At 68.2% G+C, this 15,920-nt stretch carries 15 protein-coding genes; 11 read left to right on the forward strand and 4 right to left on the reverse strand.

Annotation, left to right across the window (positions count from 1 at the left end; translation table 11 throughout):
• Window positions 1-3 precede the first annotated feature (3 nt).
• The 6 genes from ACO2RV_RS17350 to ACO2RV_RS17375 all read left to right on the forward strand — a co-directional run bounded on the left by ACO2RV_RS17350 (window position 4) and on the right by ACO2RV_RS17375 (window position 4,794).
• The gene (locus ACO2RV_RS17350; protein ID WP_423295231.1) at window positions 4-1,677 is read left to right on the forward strand and encodes a branched-chain amino acid ABC transporter permease; all 1,674 of its coding nucleotides are present in this window, start codon (window positions 4-6) and stop codon (window positions 1,675-1,677) included.
• A gap of 19 nt (window positions 1,678-1,696) precedes the next feature.
• A complete protein-coding gene (locus tag ACO2RV_RS17355; protein WP_423295437.1) occupies window positions 1,697-2,530 on the forward strand; it encodes an ABC transporter ATP-binding protein in 834 nt (277 codons plus the stop codon).
• Entirely contained in the window at window positions 2,527-3,246 is a 720-nt protein-coding gene (locus ACO2RV_RS17360; protein WP_423295233.1) for an ABC transporter ATP-binding protein, read from the forward strand. The genes ACO2RV_RS17355 and ACO2RV_RS17360 overlap by 4 nt, the downstream gene beginning before the upstream one ends.
• Window positions 3,243-3,782 (forward strand): flavin reductase family protein, encoded by a 540-nt coding sequence (locus ACO2RV_RS17365; RefSeq protein WP_423295235.1) that lies wholly within the window; start codon window positions 3,243-3,245, stop codon window positions 3,780-3,782. The genes ACO2RV_RS17360 and ACO2RV_RS17365 overlap by 4 nt, the downstream gene beginning before the upstream one ends.
• Window positions 3,783-3,852: 70 nt before the next feature.
• On the forward strand, window positions 3,853-4,212 hold the full coding sequence (locus tag ACO2RV_RS17370; protein WP_423295237.1) for a VOC family protein: 360 nt from the start codon (window positions 3,853-3,855) through the stop codon (window positions 4,210-4,212).
• A gap of 33 nt (window positions 4,213-4,245) precedes the next feature.
• Window positions 4,246-4,794, forward strand: a complete 549-nt coding sequence (locus tag ACO2RV_RS17375) for a formaldehyde-activating enzyme (RefSeq protein WP_423295239.1) — start codon at window positions 4,246-4,248, stop codon at window positions 4,792-4,794.
• 12 nt (window positions 4,795-4,806) lie between these two features.
• Here the strand turns inward: ACO2RV_RS17375 and ACO2RV_RS17380 are convergent, their stop codons facing one another.
• From ACO2RV_RS17380 to ACO2RV_RS17395, 4 genes are all read right to left on the reverse strand, one after another.
• The gene (locus tag ACO2RV_RS17380; RefSeq protein WP_423295242.1) at window positions 4,807-6,441 is read right to left on the reverse strand and encodes an ABC transporter ATP-binding protein; all 1,635 of its coding nucleotides are present in this window, start codon (window positions 6,439-6,441) and stop codon (window positions 4,807-4,809) included.
• A 1-nt stretch (window position 6,442) separates the two neighbouring features.
• Window positions 6,443-7,573: an ABC transporter permease gene (locus ACO2RV_RS17385; protein WP_423295245.1), complete on the reverse strand. Its 1,131-nt coding sequence runs from the start codon at window positions 7,571-7,573 to the stop codon at window positions 6,443-6,445.
• A complete protein-coding gene (locus ACO2RV_RS17390; RefSeq protein WP_423295247.1) occupies window positions 7,566-8,489 on the reverse strand; it encodes an ABC transporter permease subunit in 924 nt (307 codons plus the stop codon). Before ACO2RV_RS17390 ends, ACO2RV_RS17385 begins: the two co-directional genes overlap by 8 nt.
• 61 nt (window positions 8,490-8,550) lie before the next feature.
• Window positions 8,551-10,131, reverse strand: a complete 1,581-nt coding sequence (locus tag ACO2RV_RS17395) for a peptide ABC transporter substrate-binding protein (RefSeq protein WP_423295249.1) — start codon at window positions 10,129-10,131, stop codon at window positions 8,551-8,553.
• 430 nt (window positions 10,132-10,561) lie between these two features.
• Between ACO2RV_RS17395 and ytfQ the strand changes: the two genes are divergently transcribed.
• The 5 genes from ytfQ to ACO2RV_RS17420 all read left to right on the forward strand — a co-directional run bounded on the left by ytfQ (window position 10,562) and on the right by ACO2RV_RS17420 (window position 15,919).
• Window positions 10,562-11,527 (forward strand): galactofuranose ABC transporter, galactofuranose-binding protein YtfQ, encoded by a 966-nt coding sequence (gene ytfQ, locus ACO2RV_RS17400; protein ID WP_423295251.1) that lies wholly within the window; start codon window positions 10,562-10,564, stop codon window positions 11,525-11,527.
• 103 nt (window positions 11,528-11,630) lie between these two features.
• The gene (locus tag ACO2RV_RS17405) at window positions 11,631-13,181 is read left to right on the forward strand and encodes a sugar ABC transporter ATP-binding protein (protein ID WP_423295254.1); all 1,551 of its coding nucleotides are present in this window, start codon (window positions 11,631-11,633) and stop codon (window positions 13,179-13,181) included.
• 11 nt (window positions 13,182-13,192) lie between these two features.
• Window positions 13,193-14,188, forward strand: coding sequence for an ABC transporter permease (locus ACO2RV_RS17410; RefSeq protein ID WP_423295256.1), 996 nt, complete (start codon window positions 13,193-13,195; stop codon window positions 14,186-14,188).
• Window positions 14,189-14,198: 10 nt separating this feature from the next.
• Window positions 14,199-15,188 carry a galactofuranose ABC transporter, permease protein YjfF gene (gene yjfF, locus ACO2RV_RS17415; RefSeq protein WP_423295258.1) on the forward strand — a complete coding sequence of 330 codons (990 nt, stop codon included), beginning with the start codon at window positions 14,199-14,201 and terminating at the stop codon, window positions 15,186-15,188.
• The gene (locus ACO2RV_RS17420; protein ID WP_423295260.1) at window positions 15,185-15,919 is read left to right on the forward strand and encodes a FadR/GntR family transcriptional regulator; all 735 of its coding nucleotides are present in this window, start codon (window positions 15,185-15,187) and stop codon (window positions 15,917-15,919) included. Before yjfF ends, ACO2RV_RS17420 begins: the two co-directional genes overlap by 4 nt.
• Window position 15,920: the final 1 nt, after the last annotated feature.

Here is a 15,920-nt window from a genome sequence, read left to right on the forward strand (position 1 = left end):
CACATGTCCTTCAACACGGTGACCAGCTCCTTCAAGGTCGCGCGGCGGCGGAAATCCCCGCTGGCCGAGACCGTTCAGATCGGCGCCCTCGCCGGCGTCGCAGCGATCGGCTTCGCGCTGATCGGCGCCTATGTGGCGATGGACAAGCGCCATGTGGTCGAGGATACGCTGACGCTGTCGCAGATCGCCTATGCGCTGATGGCCATCGCCGCCGGCTATGTCGCCGGCCGGGATACGCAGGGCAGCCCGTCGGGCACCCGCGTCGTTCTGCATGGCGCGCTGGCCGGGCTCACGGCCGGATTGTGCGTGTCGGCGCTCATGCTGCTCATGGCGTCGGTCAGCCTGCGCGCCACGCTGGTGGCGGCGAGCCCGATGCTGGTCAAGGCGCTGAGCCTCGGCGCGCCGCTCGGCTCGCTACAGGCGCTGGCGCAGCTGCCCGCCCTCGGCGCCCTTCTCGGCGTGATCGGCGGCGTGTTCGCGGCCATGCCAACCCGCTACCGCCGGGCGTTGACCTATGGTTTTGCCGCCGTCCTCATCGCCGGGCTGTTCCGCGACGTCTTCGTCAGCGTGCTGGACAATGTGCCGGACCTCAACGGACCGGAGGCCGACGTGTTCGGCTCGGGCGGGCTCAACCGCGTGCCGGCTCTGCTGCTGCTGGTGGCGGGTGGGATCTTTGCCCTGCTGCGCGACCGCTGGAATGCCGGGCACAATCCGGCGCGCCGCGCGCGCTCCTCGAAGGCCGGGCTTGCCCTGCTGCTGATCGGCGTGCTCGTGCTGCCGCTGGTCACCAACGATTTCGTCGCCCAGGTCGCCATGCTGGTCGCGCTCTACATGTTGATGGGCATGGGGCTGAACATCGAGCTGGGTCTGGCCGGGCTGGTCGATCTCGGCTTCGTCGCCTTCTTCGCGGTCGGCGCCTACACCGTGGCGCTGATGTGCTCGTCCGGTCCGCTGGCCATTGTCGACGTGTCGTTCTGGGTGGCGCTGCCGGTCGCGGTGGTGCTCGCCGCTTGTGCCGGCATGCTGTTCGGCCTGCCGGTGCTGCGGGTGCGCGGCGACTATCTCGCCATGGCGACGCTGGGCCTCGGCGAGATCATCCGCGTGCTGGTGCTGTCGGATGCGCTGGCGCCCTATCTCGGGGGCTCGCAGGGCATCATCGAGATCGATCATCCCCGCATCCTCGGCATCTCGCTGCAATCGCCGGCCGCGCTCTATTACCTCGCTCTGGCGCTGGCCGGCGTGGTCGCCTTCATTTCCTGGCGGCTGCAACACGCCCGCATCGGCCGGGCCTGGCTCGCCATGCGCGAGGACGAGGACGTGGCGCAGGCGCTGGGCATCGACCCCGTCGCGTCGAAACTGCTCGCCTACACGATCGGTGCAGCGTTCGCCGGCGCGGCGGGCGCGGTGTTCGCGGCGCTGGTCGGTTCGGTCTACCCGCATTCGTTCCAGCTGCTGGTCTCGATCAACGTGCTGGCGATCCTGGTTATCGGCGGCCTCGGCTCGCTGCCCGGCGTGCTGGTCGGCGCCATCGTGCTGATCGGCCTGCCGGAGTTGCTGCGCGAGTTCGGCGAGTTCCGCTATCTGTTCTACGGCATCGCGCTGGTGGCGATGATGCATGTGCGGGCCGAGGGCCTGTGGCCGGCAACGACCCGGACGAAGGAGAGCGCCCATGCGTGAGGTCCTCCCGAAAAACCCCGTGCGGGCGGCTCTGCTGGAGGTACGCGGGCTGAAGAAGGCGTTCGGCGGCATGATCGCCATCCAGAACGTCGATCTCCGCGTCGCGGAAGGCAGCGTGCACGCCATCATCGGGCCGAACGGCGCCGGCAAGACCACTGCCTTCAACTGCATCACCGCCTTTGTGCAGCCCACCGCCGGCACGATCTTCCTCGCTGGCGAACGCATAGACGGGCTGCCGGCGCATGTGGTGGCGCGGCACGGCGTGGCGCGCACCTACCAGAACGTCCGGCTGTTCCCGAACATGACGGCGCTGGAGAATGTGCTGGTCGGCCAGCATCGCCGGCTGCACGCCACCTTCTGGGAGGCGATCGCCGGCAGCGGGCGTTTCCGCCGCGAGGAGGCGGAGGCGCGCGAACGGGCGCGGGAGTATCTCGCCTTTGTCGGCATCCCGCAGCGTGCCGGCGACCTCGCCCGTCACATGCCCTATGGCGACCAGCGCCGGCTGGAGATCGCCCGCGCGCTGGTCGGAGGGCCGCGTATCCTGATGCTCGACGAGCCGGCGGCCGGCATGAACCCCGCCGAGGGCCGCGCGCTTGTCGAGTTGATCGAGCGCATCCGCGCCGAGCTTGGCGTCACCGTGGTGCTGATCGAGCACCACATGCGCGTCGTCATGGCGGTGGCCGAGCGCATCACCGTGTTCAATCGCGGCGCCGTCCTCACCGAGGGCACGCCGGCCGAGATCCAGGCCGACGAGCGGGTGATCGAGGCCTATCTCGGCCGCCGCAGCGGGCGGGTGGCGGCCCCCGTCGCCGAGAGCGAGCCGCAACGCCAGATGGAGGCCGGGATCGCATGAGCAAGGCGCTGGACGTCTCCGACCTCACCGTCGCCTATGGCGAGATCGCCGCCGTGCGCGCGGTGAGCTTCACCGTGGAAGCGGGCGAGATCGCCACCATCATCGGCGCCAACGGCGCCGGCAAGACGACGATCCTCAACGCGCTGTGCGGCCTGCGCGACGTGCGCGCGGGCTCCATCGTGCTCGGCGGCGAGGACATCACCGCCCTGCCGCCGCATGAGCGGGTCCGCCACGGGCTGTCGCAGGTGCCCGAAGGGCGGCGGCTGTTCGGCCGCATGAGCGTGGCGGAAAATCTCGAGATCGGCGGGTATGCCCGCAGCGACCATGCCGCGCGCAAGCATGATCTCGATCATGTGCTGGAGCTGTTTCCGCGCCTGCGCGAGCGCTACCGGCAGCTTGCCGGCACGCTGTCGGGTGGCGAGCAGCAGATGGTGGCGATGGGCCGCGCCCTGATGGCCGCGCCCAAGGTGCTGCTGCTCGACGAGCCGACCATGGGGCTGGCGCCGCAGATCGTCGATCTGGTCATCGACGCGGTGCGCCGGGTCAATGAGGAGGGCGTCACGGTGCTGCTGGTGGAGCAGAATGCCTATAGCGCGCTGGAGATCGCCGACCGCGCCTTCGTGCTGGAATCCGGCGAGATCACCCTCACCGGCAACGGCCCCGACCTCATTACCCACCCGCGGGTGCGCAGTGCCTATCTCGGATATGACGCATGATGCCCTCACATGCCGGTCCTTCGCCCAATGATGCCCCGGCCGTGGCGCAAGGCGCGTCCGGTGCGGCCGATTTCCGCGCCGCGATGCGCGAGCTTGCCGCCGGTGTCACCATCATCACCGCCGGGCGGGAGCACGGGCGTCGTGGCCTGACCGCCACGGCGGTGTGTTCGGTGTCGGCCGAACCGCCGACGCTTCTGGTCTGCGTCAACCGCAGCGCGGAGGGGCACGCGGCGATAACGGAAAGCGGCAGCTTCTGCGTCAACGTGATCGCCGCCGAGCATCTGCCTCTGGCCGAACGATTCGCCGGCCGGGACGGGGCGCGCGGCGCGGAGCGTTTCGCGCAAGGCGAATGGGGCGCGCTGGCGACCGGCGCGCCCGTGCTGGCCGATGCCATTGCGGCCTTCGATTGCCAGCTGCTCCAGGCGATCGATGCCGGCACGCACACGGTGTTTCTCGGCGCCGTCACCGCCACGACCGTCTCGCCGCAGCGCGCGGCGCTGCTCTACCGCGCCGGTGCGTTCGCCGCGACCGGCTGACAACAATCACGACACGTCTGAAGGATCGAGCGGGCAGACGCCGTCGGTGCCGGGGGGAGGAAACACGGTCATGACTGTGAAGAGACTGCAGAATGTCTATGTCCGCGCCGGCGACATGGCGGCAAGCCGTCATTTCTACGAGCAGGTGCTGGGCCTCGCCCCCAAATTCGCCGATGGCGAGCGCTGGGTGCAGTACGATGCCGGCGGGGTGAATTTCGCTGTCGGCTCGCCGGCGGAATTTCCCGAGGGCGCGGCCGGCGCGGTCGCGGTGTTCGAGGTGCCCGATCTCGATGCCCGTCAGCAGGAACTCGCCGGCGCCGGCGTCCGCATCGTCGCCTCCCGCGACATGGGCGACCACGGCTGCACCGTGACGGTCGTCGATCCCGCGGGTAATTATCTCCAGCTGTTCCAGCGCCGCGTCGCGCCTTGACCCCGCGCCTTTTCGAGAAAGAGGAAGATCACAATGACGGACCGCATCATTCTGCGCACGGGTGAAGCGCTTGTCGCCGGTGGCCCGCCCGGCACGGCGGCCGAGCCCGAAGTGGTGATCGGCGCGCTTGACGGGCCGGTCGGCACCGCACTGGCGACGCTCACCGGCGCGCAGGTCGCCGGCCACACCAAGGTGTTCGCGCTGCTCAACACCGACATCATGGTGCGCCCTGTCACGCTGTGCGTTTCCAAGGTGACGGTGGATGACAACCGCTACACCAGCATCCTGATGGGCACGGTGCAGTTCGCCATCGCCAATGGCGTGCTCGACGCGGTGCGGGCCGGCTACATCCCGAAGGAACAGGCCAACGAGCTGGGCATCATCTGCTCGGTCTGGCTCAACCCTTCGGTGGCGACCGACGACAAGCTCGACCACAAGATCCTGTTCGAGCTGCACCGCCGGGCGACGACCGAGGCGATCCGCAAGGCGATGACCTGCGAGCCCTCGATCGACTGGCTGCTGGAGAACCAGGACAAGATCACCCACCGCTATTACCAGATGGGGCTCGAAGGGAAGATCTAGCCCAGGACGAGGTCAGGCGCGGCGGCGCGGGTCGATGGCGGGGTCCGGCAGGCCGAAGGCGGCGGCGATCAATTCGCGCGTATAGGTCGCCTCCGGCGCGCGGAAGACCCGCTCGGTCGGGCCGGCCTCCACGAGCCCGCCGCGCCGCATCACCATGATCCAGTCCGACAGCGCCCGCACCACCGAGAGGTCGTGGCTGATGAACAGATAGGACAGGCCGTGCTCGGCCTGAAGCCGGCGCAGCAACTCGACAATGTCCTTCTGCACCGAACGGTCGAGCGCCGAGGTCGGCTCGTCCAGCACCAGCACCTTCGGCTTGAGGATGATGGCGCGGGCGATGGCGATGCGCTGGCGCTGGCCGCCGGAGAATTCGTGCGGGTAGCGGTTGCGCAAGCTGGGATCGAGGCTGACATCCTCCAGCGCCTTGACGACCGCCCGCTCGCGGGCGCGCCCGTCGAGGCCGGGCTCGTGGACGCGCAATCCCTCGCTGACGATCTCGCCCACCGTCATGCGCGGGGAGAGCGAGCCATAGGGGTCCTGGAACACGATCTGCACCCGGCGGCGCAGCGTCCGCAGGCCGGCTGCATCGAGACCGGCGGTCGGCTGGCCGAGCAGGCGGATGTCGCCGCCGGCGTCGATGAGGCGGATCAGCGCCCGGCCGAGCGTCGACTTGCCCGAGCCCGATTCCCCGACGATGCCAATGGTCTGGCCCTGCTTCAGCGTGAGGCTGACCTTGTCGACGGCGTGGATTTCCAGCGGGGGGCCGGCGAGCAGCCCGCCGCCGATGCGGAAGGTGACGTCGACGCCCCTGGCGTCGAGCACGACCGGCGCGTCGTCGGGCGGCGCCGCCTTGCTGCCAGTGGGTTCGGCCGCGAGCAGCAGGCGGGTGTAATCGTGCCGCGGCGCCGTCAGCACCTCGGCGACCGGGCCTTCCTCCACCACCTGTCCGTAGCGCATCACCATGACGCGGTCGGCGAAATGGCGGGCGAGGCCGAGATCATGGGTGATGAACACGATGCCCATGCCGAAGCGCTGCTGAAGCGCACGCAGCAGATCGATGATCTGCGCCTGAACGGTGACGTCGAGCGCGGTGGTGGGCTCGTCGGCGATCAGCACGTCCGGCTCGGCGGCGAGCGCCATGGCGATCATCACCCGCTGGCGCTGGCCGCCGGAGAGCTCGTGCGGATAGGCGGCAAGCCGGCGCTCCGGGTCGGGAATGCCGACCATGGTGAGCAGTTCCACCGCCCGCGCCCGCGCCTGCCGCGCATTCATGCGCCTATGGCGGGCCAGCGGTTCGGCCAGCTGGTTGCCGATGGTGTAGAGCGGGTCGAGCGAGGTCATCGGCTCCTGGAAGATCATGCCGATCTTGGCGCCGCGCACCTCGTCGAGCGCGCGGGAGGTGAGGCCGAGGATCTCCCGGCCGCGATAGCGCACGCTGCCGGTGGCCCGGCCGTTCTTGGCCAGCAGGCCCATGGCCGCCATCATGGTCTGGCTCTTGCCGGAGCCGGATTCGCCGACCACGGCGAGCGTCTCGCCGGCCTTCAGGGCGAGGCGGAGGCCGCGCACCGCGTGCACCTCGCCGTCCGGCGTGTCGAAGCGGACATCGAGGTCGGCGACGTCGAGGAGGAGGGTGGTCTCGGAGGCCATCTCAGCGGTCCTTCGGGTCGAGCGCATCGCGCAGGCCATCGCCGAGGAAGTTCAGCGCGAACAGGGTCGAGGTGAGGAAGAGCGAGGGGAAGATCAGCAGCCAGTTGGCGGAGGGAATGTTCTTCGCCCCTTGCGCGATCAGCACGCCCCAGCTGGTCAGCGGCTCCTGCACGCCGAGGCCGAGATAGGACAGGAAACTCTCCAGCAGGATGACCTGCGGCACCAGCAGCGTCATATACACCGCCACCGGGCCCAGCGTGTTGGGCACCACGTGCCGCCACAATATGCCGGCCGGGGAAACGCCGAGCGCCAGCGCCGCCTGCACATATTCCTGCCGGCGGATGGACAGCGCCTGGCCACGCACGATGCGCGCCATGTCCAGCCATTGCACCGCGCCCACCGCGACGAACATCAGCACGAAGTTGCGGCCGAAGAACACCACCAGCATGATGACGAGGAAGATGAAGGGCAGTGAATAGAGCACGTCGACGATGCGCATCATCACGTCGTCGACCCGCCCGCCGAGATAACCGGCGGTGGCGCCGTAGATCACCCCGATCAGCACGGCGGTGAGCCCGGCGAGCAGGCCGATGGCGAGCGACACCCGGCCGGCGATGAGCGTGCGGGTGAGCAGGTCGCGCCCGGTATTGTCGGTGCCGAACAGGAAGTAGCGCTTCGCCACCATCGTGCTCACCGTCATGCCGAGCCCGTCCGCCGCCGTGTTCTCGACCCGCGTGTCCTCGAAGCTCGACGAGCGGTCGAAATAGCGGGTCACGCGCGGGTCGATCGGGCGGGTGGAGCGGAGAGTGGCGGTCACGCGGCCGTCCTCCTCCTGCCAGGAGGCGAGGTCGACGCGCATGCGCTTGGTCACATCGTCCAGCGCGGCGGCGATCTCATTGGGACCGGGATAGGGGGCGAAACGCGGCGGCACCCGGACATAGTCGGTATAGATGGTGGTGTAGTCGTGCCCGGTGAAGTGCGGGCCGATGAGGCAGGCGAGCGCCATCACCAGCAGACAGACGGCGCTCACCACGGCGGCGCGGTTGGCGGTGAGGCGCCGCCAGGCATCGGTCCACAGCGAGCGGCCCTTGGCCGGGGCGGCGGCCGACTGGGAGAGGGAGATGTCAGTCATAGCGCACCCGCGGATCGACCAGCGCATAGGCGAGATCGACGATCAGATTGAACACGATGACGAAGACCGCGATCACCACCACGGTGCCCATCACCAGCGTGTAGTCGCGGTTCAGCGCCGCATCGACGAAGTAGCGGCCGACGCCGGGTATGGCGAAGACGGTCTCCACCACCACCGAGCCGGTCAGCAGCGCCGCGGCGGCGGGGCCGGCATAGGAGATGATCGGCAGCAGCGCCCCGCGCAAAGCGTGCTTCACCACCACCGACCAGCTGCCGAGCCCGAGCGCGCGGGCCGTGCGGATGTGGTTGGCGCGCAGCGCCTCGATCATCGCCCCGCGCATCAGCCGGGCGACGATGGCGATCTGCGGCAAAGCGAGGGTGAGCACCGGGCCGATCTTGTTGATCAGCGCGCCGCCGCCCCAGCCGGCGACCGGCACCCAGGCGAGCGTGAGGGCGAACACCAGCTGGTAGAGCGGGGCGATGACGAAGGTCGGGATGGTCGAGCCGGCGGTGGCCAGCGCCACCACGGCGTAGTCGGCGCCCTTGTTCTGCCGCAGCGCGGCGACGATGCCGAGCACCGAGCCGAGCAGCAGCGCCAGGATCAGCGCCGAGGCGCCGAGCTGGACCGACACCGGCAGGCCGACCCGGAACAGGTCCGCCACCGTGAAGTCCGGCAGGTTGTAGCTGGGGCCGAAATTGCCGTGCAGGAGATCGGCGAGATAGCTCAGATATTGCCGCCACAGCGGGGCATCGAGCTGGTAGACGCGCTCGAGATTGGCCCGCACCTCCGGGCTCAGCCCGCGCTCCTGGCTGAACGGCCCGCCGGGGGCGACGCGCAGCAGGAAGAAGGAGAGGGTGACGATGAGAAACAACGTCGGAATGGCGGTCAGGAGCCGCCGCAGGACATAGCGTAACACTGGATTCGTCCTCGTGCCGGGAGGCGGGACCGGCGACGCGCCACGGCGCCGCCGGCATCGCCTACTTGCTGATGAAGCGCGAGGGGTGGATGTCCATGACATTCGCCTGCCAGCCCTTGAGCTTGGGCGAGACGATGCTGTGATAGCTGTAATAGAGCAGCGGCATGTTGCCGAGTTCGCCGACCAGCACGGCTTCCGCCTCGGCCAGCTTCTTCATCCGCGCCGCGGGATCGCCACCGGCCGCCGCCGCCTCGTCCATCAGCTTCTCGAAGGAGAGATTGTCGAAGTTCGAGTAGTTGTTGCCGCTCGACTTGCGCGAGATGCCGAGGAAGGATTCCGGGTCCTTGTAGTCGGCGATCCAGCCGGCGCGGGCATAGTCATAGTCGCCCTTCTGCTCCAGCAGGCCGTAATGGGTCTTGGTGTCGGTGTTGATAAGCGACACCTCGATGCCGAAGGGCTTGAGCTGCTCCTGGATCGCCACCGCGGTGTTCTTGTGGTTCTCCGAGGTGTTGTAGCGGATCTCCAGCTTCAGCGGCTTGCCCGGGCCGTAGCCGAGGTCGGCCAGGATCTTCTTCGCCTCGTCCTCGCGGTCGAACTGAGACATCCTGGCGTAGTCGGCCTCGGCCGGCGTGTAGCCGTCAATGCCGGGCGGCACCATGGAATAGGCCGGCAGCATGGAGTTCTGCCACACCTTGTCGGCGAGGAAGTCGCGGTCGATCAGCATGGAGACGGCGCGGCGCAGCTTCGGGTTGTTCCACGGCGCCTTGTCGGTCTTGACGGCGTAGTAATAGGTGCCGAGATACGGCCCGACCTTCACCTGGTCGCCGAACTTCTTCTTGAGGTCGGCCAGCTGCTCGGTCGGCAAGTCGTCATTGGAATCGAGTTCGCCGGCCTCGTAGCGCTTGATGGCGGTGGAGCGATCCTCGGTCGGAACGTAGTTCACCGCGTCGAGCTTCACCTCGCCGGCGGCATGGAATTGCGGGTTCTTAGCCAGCTTGATGTGATCGTTGGGAATGAATTCGGCCAGCGTGAAGGCTCCATTGGAGACCAGCTTGCCGGGTTTGATCCAGTCGGCGCCGAGTGCCTCCATGGACGCCTTGTTCACCGGATAGGTCGACTGGTGGGTCAGCATCTCCAGGAAGTAGGGGGTCGGCGCCTTCAGGGTGATTTCGAGCGTCTTCGGATCGAGCGCACGCACGCCGAGTTCCTCGGGCTTCGCCTTGCCGGTATTCACCTCCTCGCCATTCTTGATGACGTAGAGCATGGAGGCATATTCGGCGCCGGTCGCCGGGTCCTCGAGGCGTCGGAAGGAATAGACGAAGTCCTCCGCCGTCACTGGCTCGCCATTCGACCATTTGCCGTCTGCACGCAACTTGAAGGTGTAGACCTTGCCGTCGGGCGACACGCTCCAGCTCTCCGCTGCGCCGGGAATGAGGTTCGACGTGGCGTCCGGCATCACCAGCCCCTCGAACAGATCGCGCAGGATATGCGCCTCGTAGATCGTCGAGGTCTTGTGAGGATCGAGCGATTCCGGATCGGCGGAATTGCCGCGGTTATAGACCATGTCCGCCGCGGCGGGCAGGCTGGCGGCACCTAGAATCAGCGCGGCGAACAGAACGGGTTTCAGGCGGAAACGGCTCATTTCAACGCTCCTTTCGCGAGTTGGTCCTCGCGGCTGCCCAATCCTAGTGCACGGCGCGGGAATGAGCGAAAGTCCTCTCTTTCGATTTTGCACGGAGGCTTTTCGCAAGCGCACGCATTGGCGGACTGCCCGGCGATGCGCCTCAGATCCTGGCCGGCCCGCATTATCGAAGGGCGAAAAGCCCGCCCGGGCAAGCGGGAAATCGCTCGTCGCGGCGCGCGCCAGCGAAGGCGCATTCCCCAACCATTCATGGCCAGGTCATCGAGGCGCTCAGGTCGTGCACGCAAAGGTGGCGCTCGGTGCCAGCGTTCGAGGGGTGCCTGAAAAGTCAAACAGTATGACTATTCAGAACCCGTGGACTGTGGCATAGATTCCCGGCCGGCAAGCGACCCGAAGTGGCGCGACGGCCATGCCAACGGGAGAAACGCCAATGAATTTCAGGGCTTTGCTGCTCGCGACCGCCGTCTCCGGCACGCTGTTCTCCGCAGGCGCCTATGCTGCGGAACTCACCATCGGCTTCTCGCAGATCGGCTCGGAATCGGGCTGGCGCGCGGCGGAAACCACCGTTTCCAAGGCCGAGGCCAAGAAGCGGAACATCAATTTCAAGATCGCCGACGCCCAGCAGAAGCAGGAGAACCAGATCAAGGCGATCCGCTCCTTCATCGCCCAGGGCGTGGACGCGATCTTCCTCGCGCCGGTTGTATCCACCGGCTGGGATTCGGTGCTGAAGGAGGCCGGGGAAGCCAAGATCCCGGTCGTGCTGCTCGATCGCGACATCGATCCCGCCGGCAAGAACCTCTATCTGACCGCCGTCACCTCCGACAGCGTGCATGAGGGCAAGGTCGCCGGCGAGTGGCTGGTGAAGACCGTCGGCGCCAAGCCGTGCAACGTGGTCGAATTGCAGGGCACGGTCGGCGCCAGCGTCGCCACCAATCGCAAGAAGGGCTTCGAGGACGGCATCGCCGGCCACGCCAACGTCAAGATCGTCCGCAGCCAGACCGGCGACTTCACCCGCGCCAAGGGCAAGGAAGTGATGGAGAGCTTCATCAAGGCGGAGGGCGGCGGCAAGAATATCTGCGCGGTCTACGCCCATAATGACGACATGATGGTCGGCGCGATCCAGGCGATGAAGGAAGCCGGACTCAAGCCGGGCACCGAGGTGCTGACCGTCTCCATCGATGCCGTGCCGGACATCTTCAAGGCGATGGCGGCCGGCGAGGCCAATGCCACCGTCGAGCTGACGCCCAACATGGCCGGCCCCGCCTTCGATGCCATCATTGCCTACAAGACCAAGGGCACGGTGCCGCCGAAGTGGATCCAGACGGAATCCAGGCTCTACACCCAGGCCGACAACCCGAAGGCGATCTACGACGCGAAGAAGGACCTCGGCTACTGAGCCGGCCTGCCGCGGAGTTTGCTCCGCGGTATCCGCTCCGTCCGTGCGAGCCGGCGCTCCTCTGCCGGCTCGCTACGGCCGCCCCGCCGCTTCCGAGGCCGCAATGCTCTCCATCGACCCGCTTCCCCCGCCTGCTGCCGACCGGCATCCGATCCTGAAGCTCGACGGCTTCTGCAAGTCCTTTGCCGGCTTCGTGGCGCTGGATCGGGTGGACTTCACCCTGCATTCCGGCGAGATCCATGCCCTGCTCGGCGAGAACGGCGCGGGCAAGTCCACCCTCATCAAGGCCATGACCGGCGTGGTGACGCGCGACGCCGGCACGATGCGGCTCGACGGCCAGGAGATCGCGCCGCGCTCGGCGGAAGAGGCGCTGAAGGCCGGCATGGCCACCGTCTACCAGGAAGTGAATCTCGCGCCGAACCTCTCGGTGGCGCAGAACCTGTTTCTCGGCCGCCAGCCGACGCGGTTCGGCCTGGTGCGCGAGCGCGAGATGCGCCGGCGTGCCGAGGCGCTGCTGGCGGAGTTCGGCCTCGCGATAGACGTGAGCGCGCCGCTGGAGAGCTATTCGGTCGCCATCCAGCACATCGTCGCCATCGCCCGCGCCGTCGACCAGTCCGCGCGCATCCTCATCCTCGACGAGCCCACCGCCAGCCTCGACGCGCACGAGGTCGAGGTGCTGTTCCAGGTGATGCGGCAGCTGAAGGGGCGCGGCATCGGCATCGTCTTCGTCACGCATTTCCTCGACCAGGTCTATGCGATCTGCGATCGCATCACTGTGCTGCGCAATGGCCGCCTCGCTGGCACCGCGCCCATCGGTGAACTGCCGCGCCTCGAACTGGTGCGGCTGATGCTCGGCCGCGAACTGAGCGAGGCGACGGCGACGCGCCCGCCGCGCACGACGGCGGAGGAGGGTGCGCCGGTCGCCGTTTTCGAGGGCTTCGGCAAGGCCGGCTATGTCGCGCCCTTCGACCTCACCCTGCGCGCCGGCCATGTCGTCGGGCTCGCCGGCCTGCTCGGCTCCGGCCGCACCGAGACGGTGCGCCTCGTCTTCGGCGCGGAACAGGCCGATTGCGGCACCGCGCAGGCCAATGGCCGGACGGTCGCCATCGGCTCGCCGCGCGAGGCCATGCGGCTGGGCTTCGGCTATTGCCCGGAGGAGCGCAAGACCGAAGGCATCATCGCCGACCTCACCGTGCGCGAGAACATCGTGCTGGCGTTGCAGGCGCAGCGCGGCGCGCTGGCCCCGCTGTCGCGCCGCGAGCAGGACGCGATCGCGGCCAGGTTCATCCGCCTGCTCGACATTCGCCCGCCCGATCCGGAGCGGCCCATCGGCCTCTTGTCCGGCGGCAACCAGCAGAAGGCGCTGCTGGCGCGCTGGCTCGCCACGTCGCCGCGCCTCTTGATCCTCGACGAGCCGACGCGCGGCATCGATGTCGGCGCCCATGCCGAGATCATCCGGCTGATCCGCGATCTGTGCGCGGAGGGCATGGCGCTGCTGGTGGTGTCGTCGGAACTCGACGAGATCGTCACCTATGCCGACGAGGTGATCGTGCTGCGCGACCGCGCCCATGTCGCGCGGCTCACCGGCGACGACGTCACCGTCCCCGCCATTCTCGCCGCCATCGCCGCCGACGCGCCGGCGGATGCGGCGTGAGGGAGGGGCGCATGACCATGAAGCTCCCCCGCATCGGTACTTCGCAGGTCGTGGCGCTGGCACTCATCCTCGCCACCAACTGGATGGTGTCGCCGCAGTTCTTCGACATAAGGCTGCAGGACGGGCGGCTGTTCGGCAGCCTCATCGACGTCCTCAATCGTGGCGCGCCGGTTGCCCTGCTCTCCATCGGCATGGTGCTGGTCATCGCCATGCGCGGCATCGACCTGTCGGTCGGTGCGGTGATGGCGATCTGCGGAGCCATCGCCGCCAGCCTCGCCGATAGCTATCCGCTGCCGGTCGTGCTCATCGCCGCGCTTGGCGCCGGCCTCGCCTGTGGGCTGTGGAACGGCTTCCTGGTGGCGGTGCTCGGCATCCAGCCCATCGTCGCGACGCTGATCCTCATGGTGGCGGGGCGCGGCATCGCCCAGCTCATCACCGAAGGGCGCATCGTCACCTTCACCGCGCCGGACCTGGCCTTTCTCGGCGGCGGTTCGGTGTTCGGCCTGCCCACCCCGGTCGCGCTCACCCTCGCCATGCTGGGATTGACGCTTCTCATCGTGCGCGGCACCGCGCTCGGCCTGATGATCGAGGCGACCGGCGGTAACCCGCGTGCCAGCGCGCTCGCCGGCATCGGCACAAGGCTCATCACCGTCGCCGTCTATATGTGGAGCGGGCTGTGCGCCGCGCTGGCCGGCATCGTCGCGGCGGCCGACATTCTCGGCGCGGATGCCAACAATGCCGGGCTGTGGCTGGAGCTCGACGCCATCCTCGCCGTGGTCATCGGCGGCACCTCGCTGTTCGGCGGGCGCTTCTCGATCATCCTCGCCGTGGTCGGCGCGCTGATCATCCAGGCGATGAACACCGGCATTCTGCTCTCGGGCTTTCCGCCCGAGACCAATCTGGTGGTGAAGGCCGTGGTGGTGCTCGCCGTGCTGCTCGCGCAATCGCCGCGGCTCGGCGGCCACATTGCGGGCCTGCGCGTGCTGTTCGGCCGCAGGAAATCGTGAGGGGGATGCGATGCGCTCGATCAGCCGCCTGACGCCGGTCCTCGCCACCACGGCGGTGTTCCTTGCCGGCTTCCTCCTGTGCTCGGCGGTCTACCCGAATTTCGCCTCGCTGCGGGTGGTGATGAACCTCGTCACCGACAATGCCTTCCTCGGCATCGTCGCGGTGGGCATGACCTTCGTCATCATCTCCGGCGGCATCGACCTCTCCGTCGGCTCGGTGATCGGCTTCACCACCGTGTTCCTGGCGCTGGCCATCGAGCGCTGGGGAGTGCCCCCGCTCGCGGCCTTCGTGCTCATCCTCGTCCTCTGCGCCGGCTTCGGCGCGGCGATGGGGGCGGTGATCCAGTATTTCGAACTGCCCTCCTTCATCGTCACGCTGGCCGGCATGTTTCTGGCGCGGGGCTTGAGCTTCCTGATGTCGACGGAGTCCATCCCGATCAACGCGGAGCTCTATTCCCACCTGTCCGACCATGCCTTGCGTTTCGATGGCGGCGCCCGGCTCACCGTGCCGGCGATGATCATGCTGGCCGTCGTGGTCGCCGGCATGGTGCTGCTGCATCTCACCCGCTTCGGGGCGAATGTCTATGCGCTCGGCGGCTCGCGTGCCGCCACCTCGCTGATGGGCATCAACGTCGCGCGCACCACCGTGCTGATCTACACGCTGTCGAGCGTGCTCGCCGGGCTCTCCGGCATCGTCTTCTCGCTCTACACCTCGTCGGGCTATTCGCTCTCGGCGGTCGGCGTCGAGCTCGACGCCATCGCGGCGGTGGTGATCGGCGGCACGCTGCTGTCGGGCGGCTACGGCTTCGTCTTCGGCTCCTTCCTCGGCGTGCTGATACAAGGGCTGATCCAGACCTACATCAGCTTCGACGGTTCGCTGTCGAGCTGGTGGGCGAAGATCGCCACCGGGCTGCTGCTGTTCGCGTTCATCGCCTTCCAGCAGCTGACCCTGCACCTCGCGCGCCGGTCGCGGCGCGCCCCGGCCGGAGTCCACCCATGAGCGCGCCGAATGCCTCGCAGATCATCGTCATCCCGGCCCGCCGCGCCCATTCGAACCATGCCGGCATCGCCCGCACCATCGGCATCGACATCATTTCCGGGCGCTATGGCGAGGGCGCCAAGCTGCCGGGCGACGCCGAGCTGACATTACTGTTCGGCGTCTCCCGGCCGGTGCTGCGCGAAAGCGTGAAGACGCTGGTGGCCAAGGGCCTGCTCTCCACCAAGGCGCGGGTCGGCACGGTGGTGCGCGAGCGCGCCGCCTGGAACATGTTCGACCCGGACGTGCTGGCCTGGCATCTCGACGCCGGCATCGACAAGCGCTTCCTGCGCGACCTCTCCGAGATCAGGCTGGCCGTCGAACCCCGCGCGGCCGCGCTGGCCGCCGAGCGCCGCACCGAGGAAGACCTCGCCATCCTGCGCCGGGCCGTCGGCCGGATGAAGGACCAGCCCGGCGCGTCGGACAGCTTCGCGGAGGCCGACCTTACGCTGCATGTCGCGGTCGCCACCGCCTCCGGCAATCCCTTCATGCGCTCCATTGGCGCGGTGATCGAGGCGGCGCTGCGTGCCTCCTTCGTGCTCTCCGCTCCGGGCGACGCGCGCGAGCACGACATCGCGGTGGCCGCGCATGAGCGCATCGTCGAGGCCATCGCCGACAAGGACGCGGAGGCGGCCGCGGCCGCCATGACCAATGTGATCTTCAACGGCCTGCGCCGCCATGGCGCGGCAGGCTGAA

Origin of the sequence: Ancylobacter sp. VNQ12, assembly GCF_049445835.1 — a bacterium.
Taxonomy (GTDB): domain Bacteria; phylum Pseudomonadota; class Alphaproteobacteria; order Rhizobiales; family Xanthobacteraceae; genus Ancylobacter.

Coding starts and splice junctions, on each gene's coding strand:
- ACO2RV_RS17350 (WP_423295231.1), top strand. CDS start 4: ATGTCCTTCAACACGGTGACCAGCTCCTTCAAGGTCGCGCGGCGGCGG.
- ACO2RV_RS17360 (WP_423295233.1), top strand. CDS start 2,527: ATGAGCAAGGCGCTGGACGTCTCCGACCTCACCGTCGCCTATGGCGAG.
- ACO2RV_RS17365 (WP_423295235.1), top strand. CDS start 3,243: ATGATGCCCTCACATGCCGGTCCTTCGCCCAATGATGCCCCGGCCGTG.
- ACO2RV_RS17370 (WP_423295237.1), top strand. CDS start 3,853: ATGACTGTGAAGAGACTGCAGAATGTCTATGTCCGCGCCGGCGACATG.
- ACO2RV_RS17375 (WP_423295239.1), top strand. CDS start 4,246: ATGACGGACCGCATCATTCTGCGCACGGGTGAAGCGCTTGTCGCCGGT.
- ACO2RV_RS17380 (WP_423295242.1), bottom strand. CDS start 6,441: ATGGCCTCCGAGACCACCCTCCTCCTCGACGTCGCCGACCTCGATGTC.
- ACO2RV_RS17385 (WP_423295245.1), bottom strand. CDS start 7,573: ATGACTGACATCTCCCTCTCCCAGTCGGCCGCCGCCCCGGCCAAGGGC.
- ACO2RV_RS17395 (WP_423295249.1), bottom strand. CDS start 10,131: ATGAGCCGTTTCCGCCTGAAACCCGTTCTGTTCGCCGCGCTGATTCTA.
- ytfQ (WP_423295251.1), top strand. CDS start 10,562: ATGAATTTCAGGGCTTTGCTGCTCGCGACCGCCGTCTCCGGCACGCTG.
- ACO2RV_RS17405 (WP_423295254.1), top strand. CDS start 11,631: ATGCTCTCCATCGACCCGCTTCCCCCGCCTGCTGCCGACCGGCATCCG.
- ACO2RV_RS17410 (WP_423295256.1), top strand. CDS start 13,193: ATGACCATGAAGCTCCCCCGCATCGGTACTTCGCAGGTCGTGGCGCTG.
- yjfF (WP_423295258.1), top strand. CDS start 14,199: ATGCGCTCGATCAGCCGCCTGACGCCGGTCCTCGCCACCACGGCGGTG.
- ACO2RV_RS17420 (WP_423295260.1), top strand. CDS start 15,185: ATGAGCGCGCCGAATGCCTCGCAGATCATCGTCATCCCGGCCCGCCGC.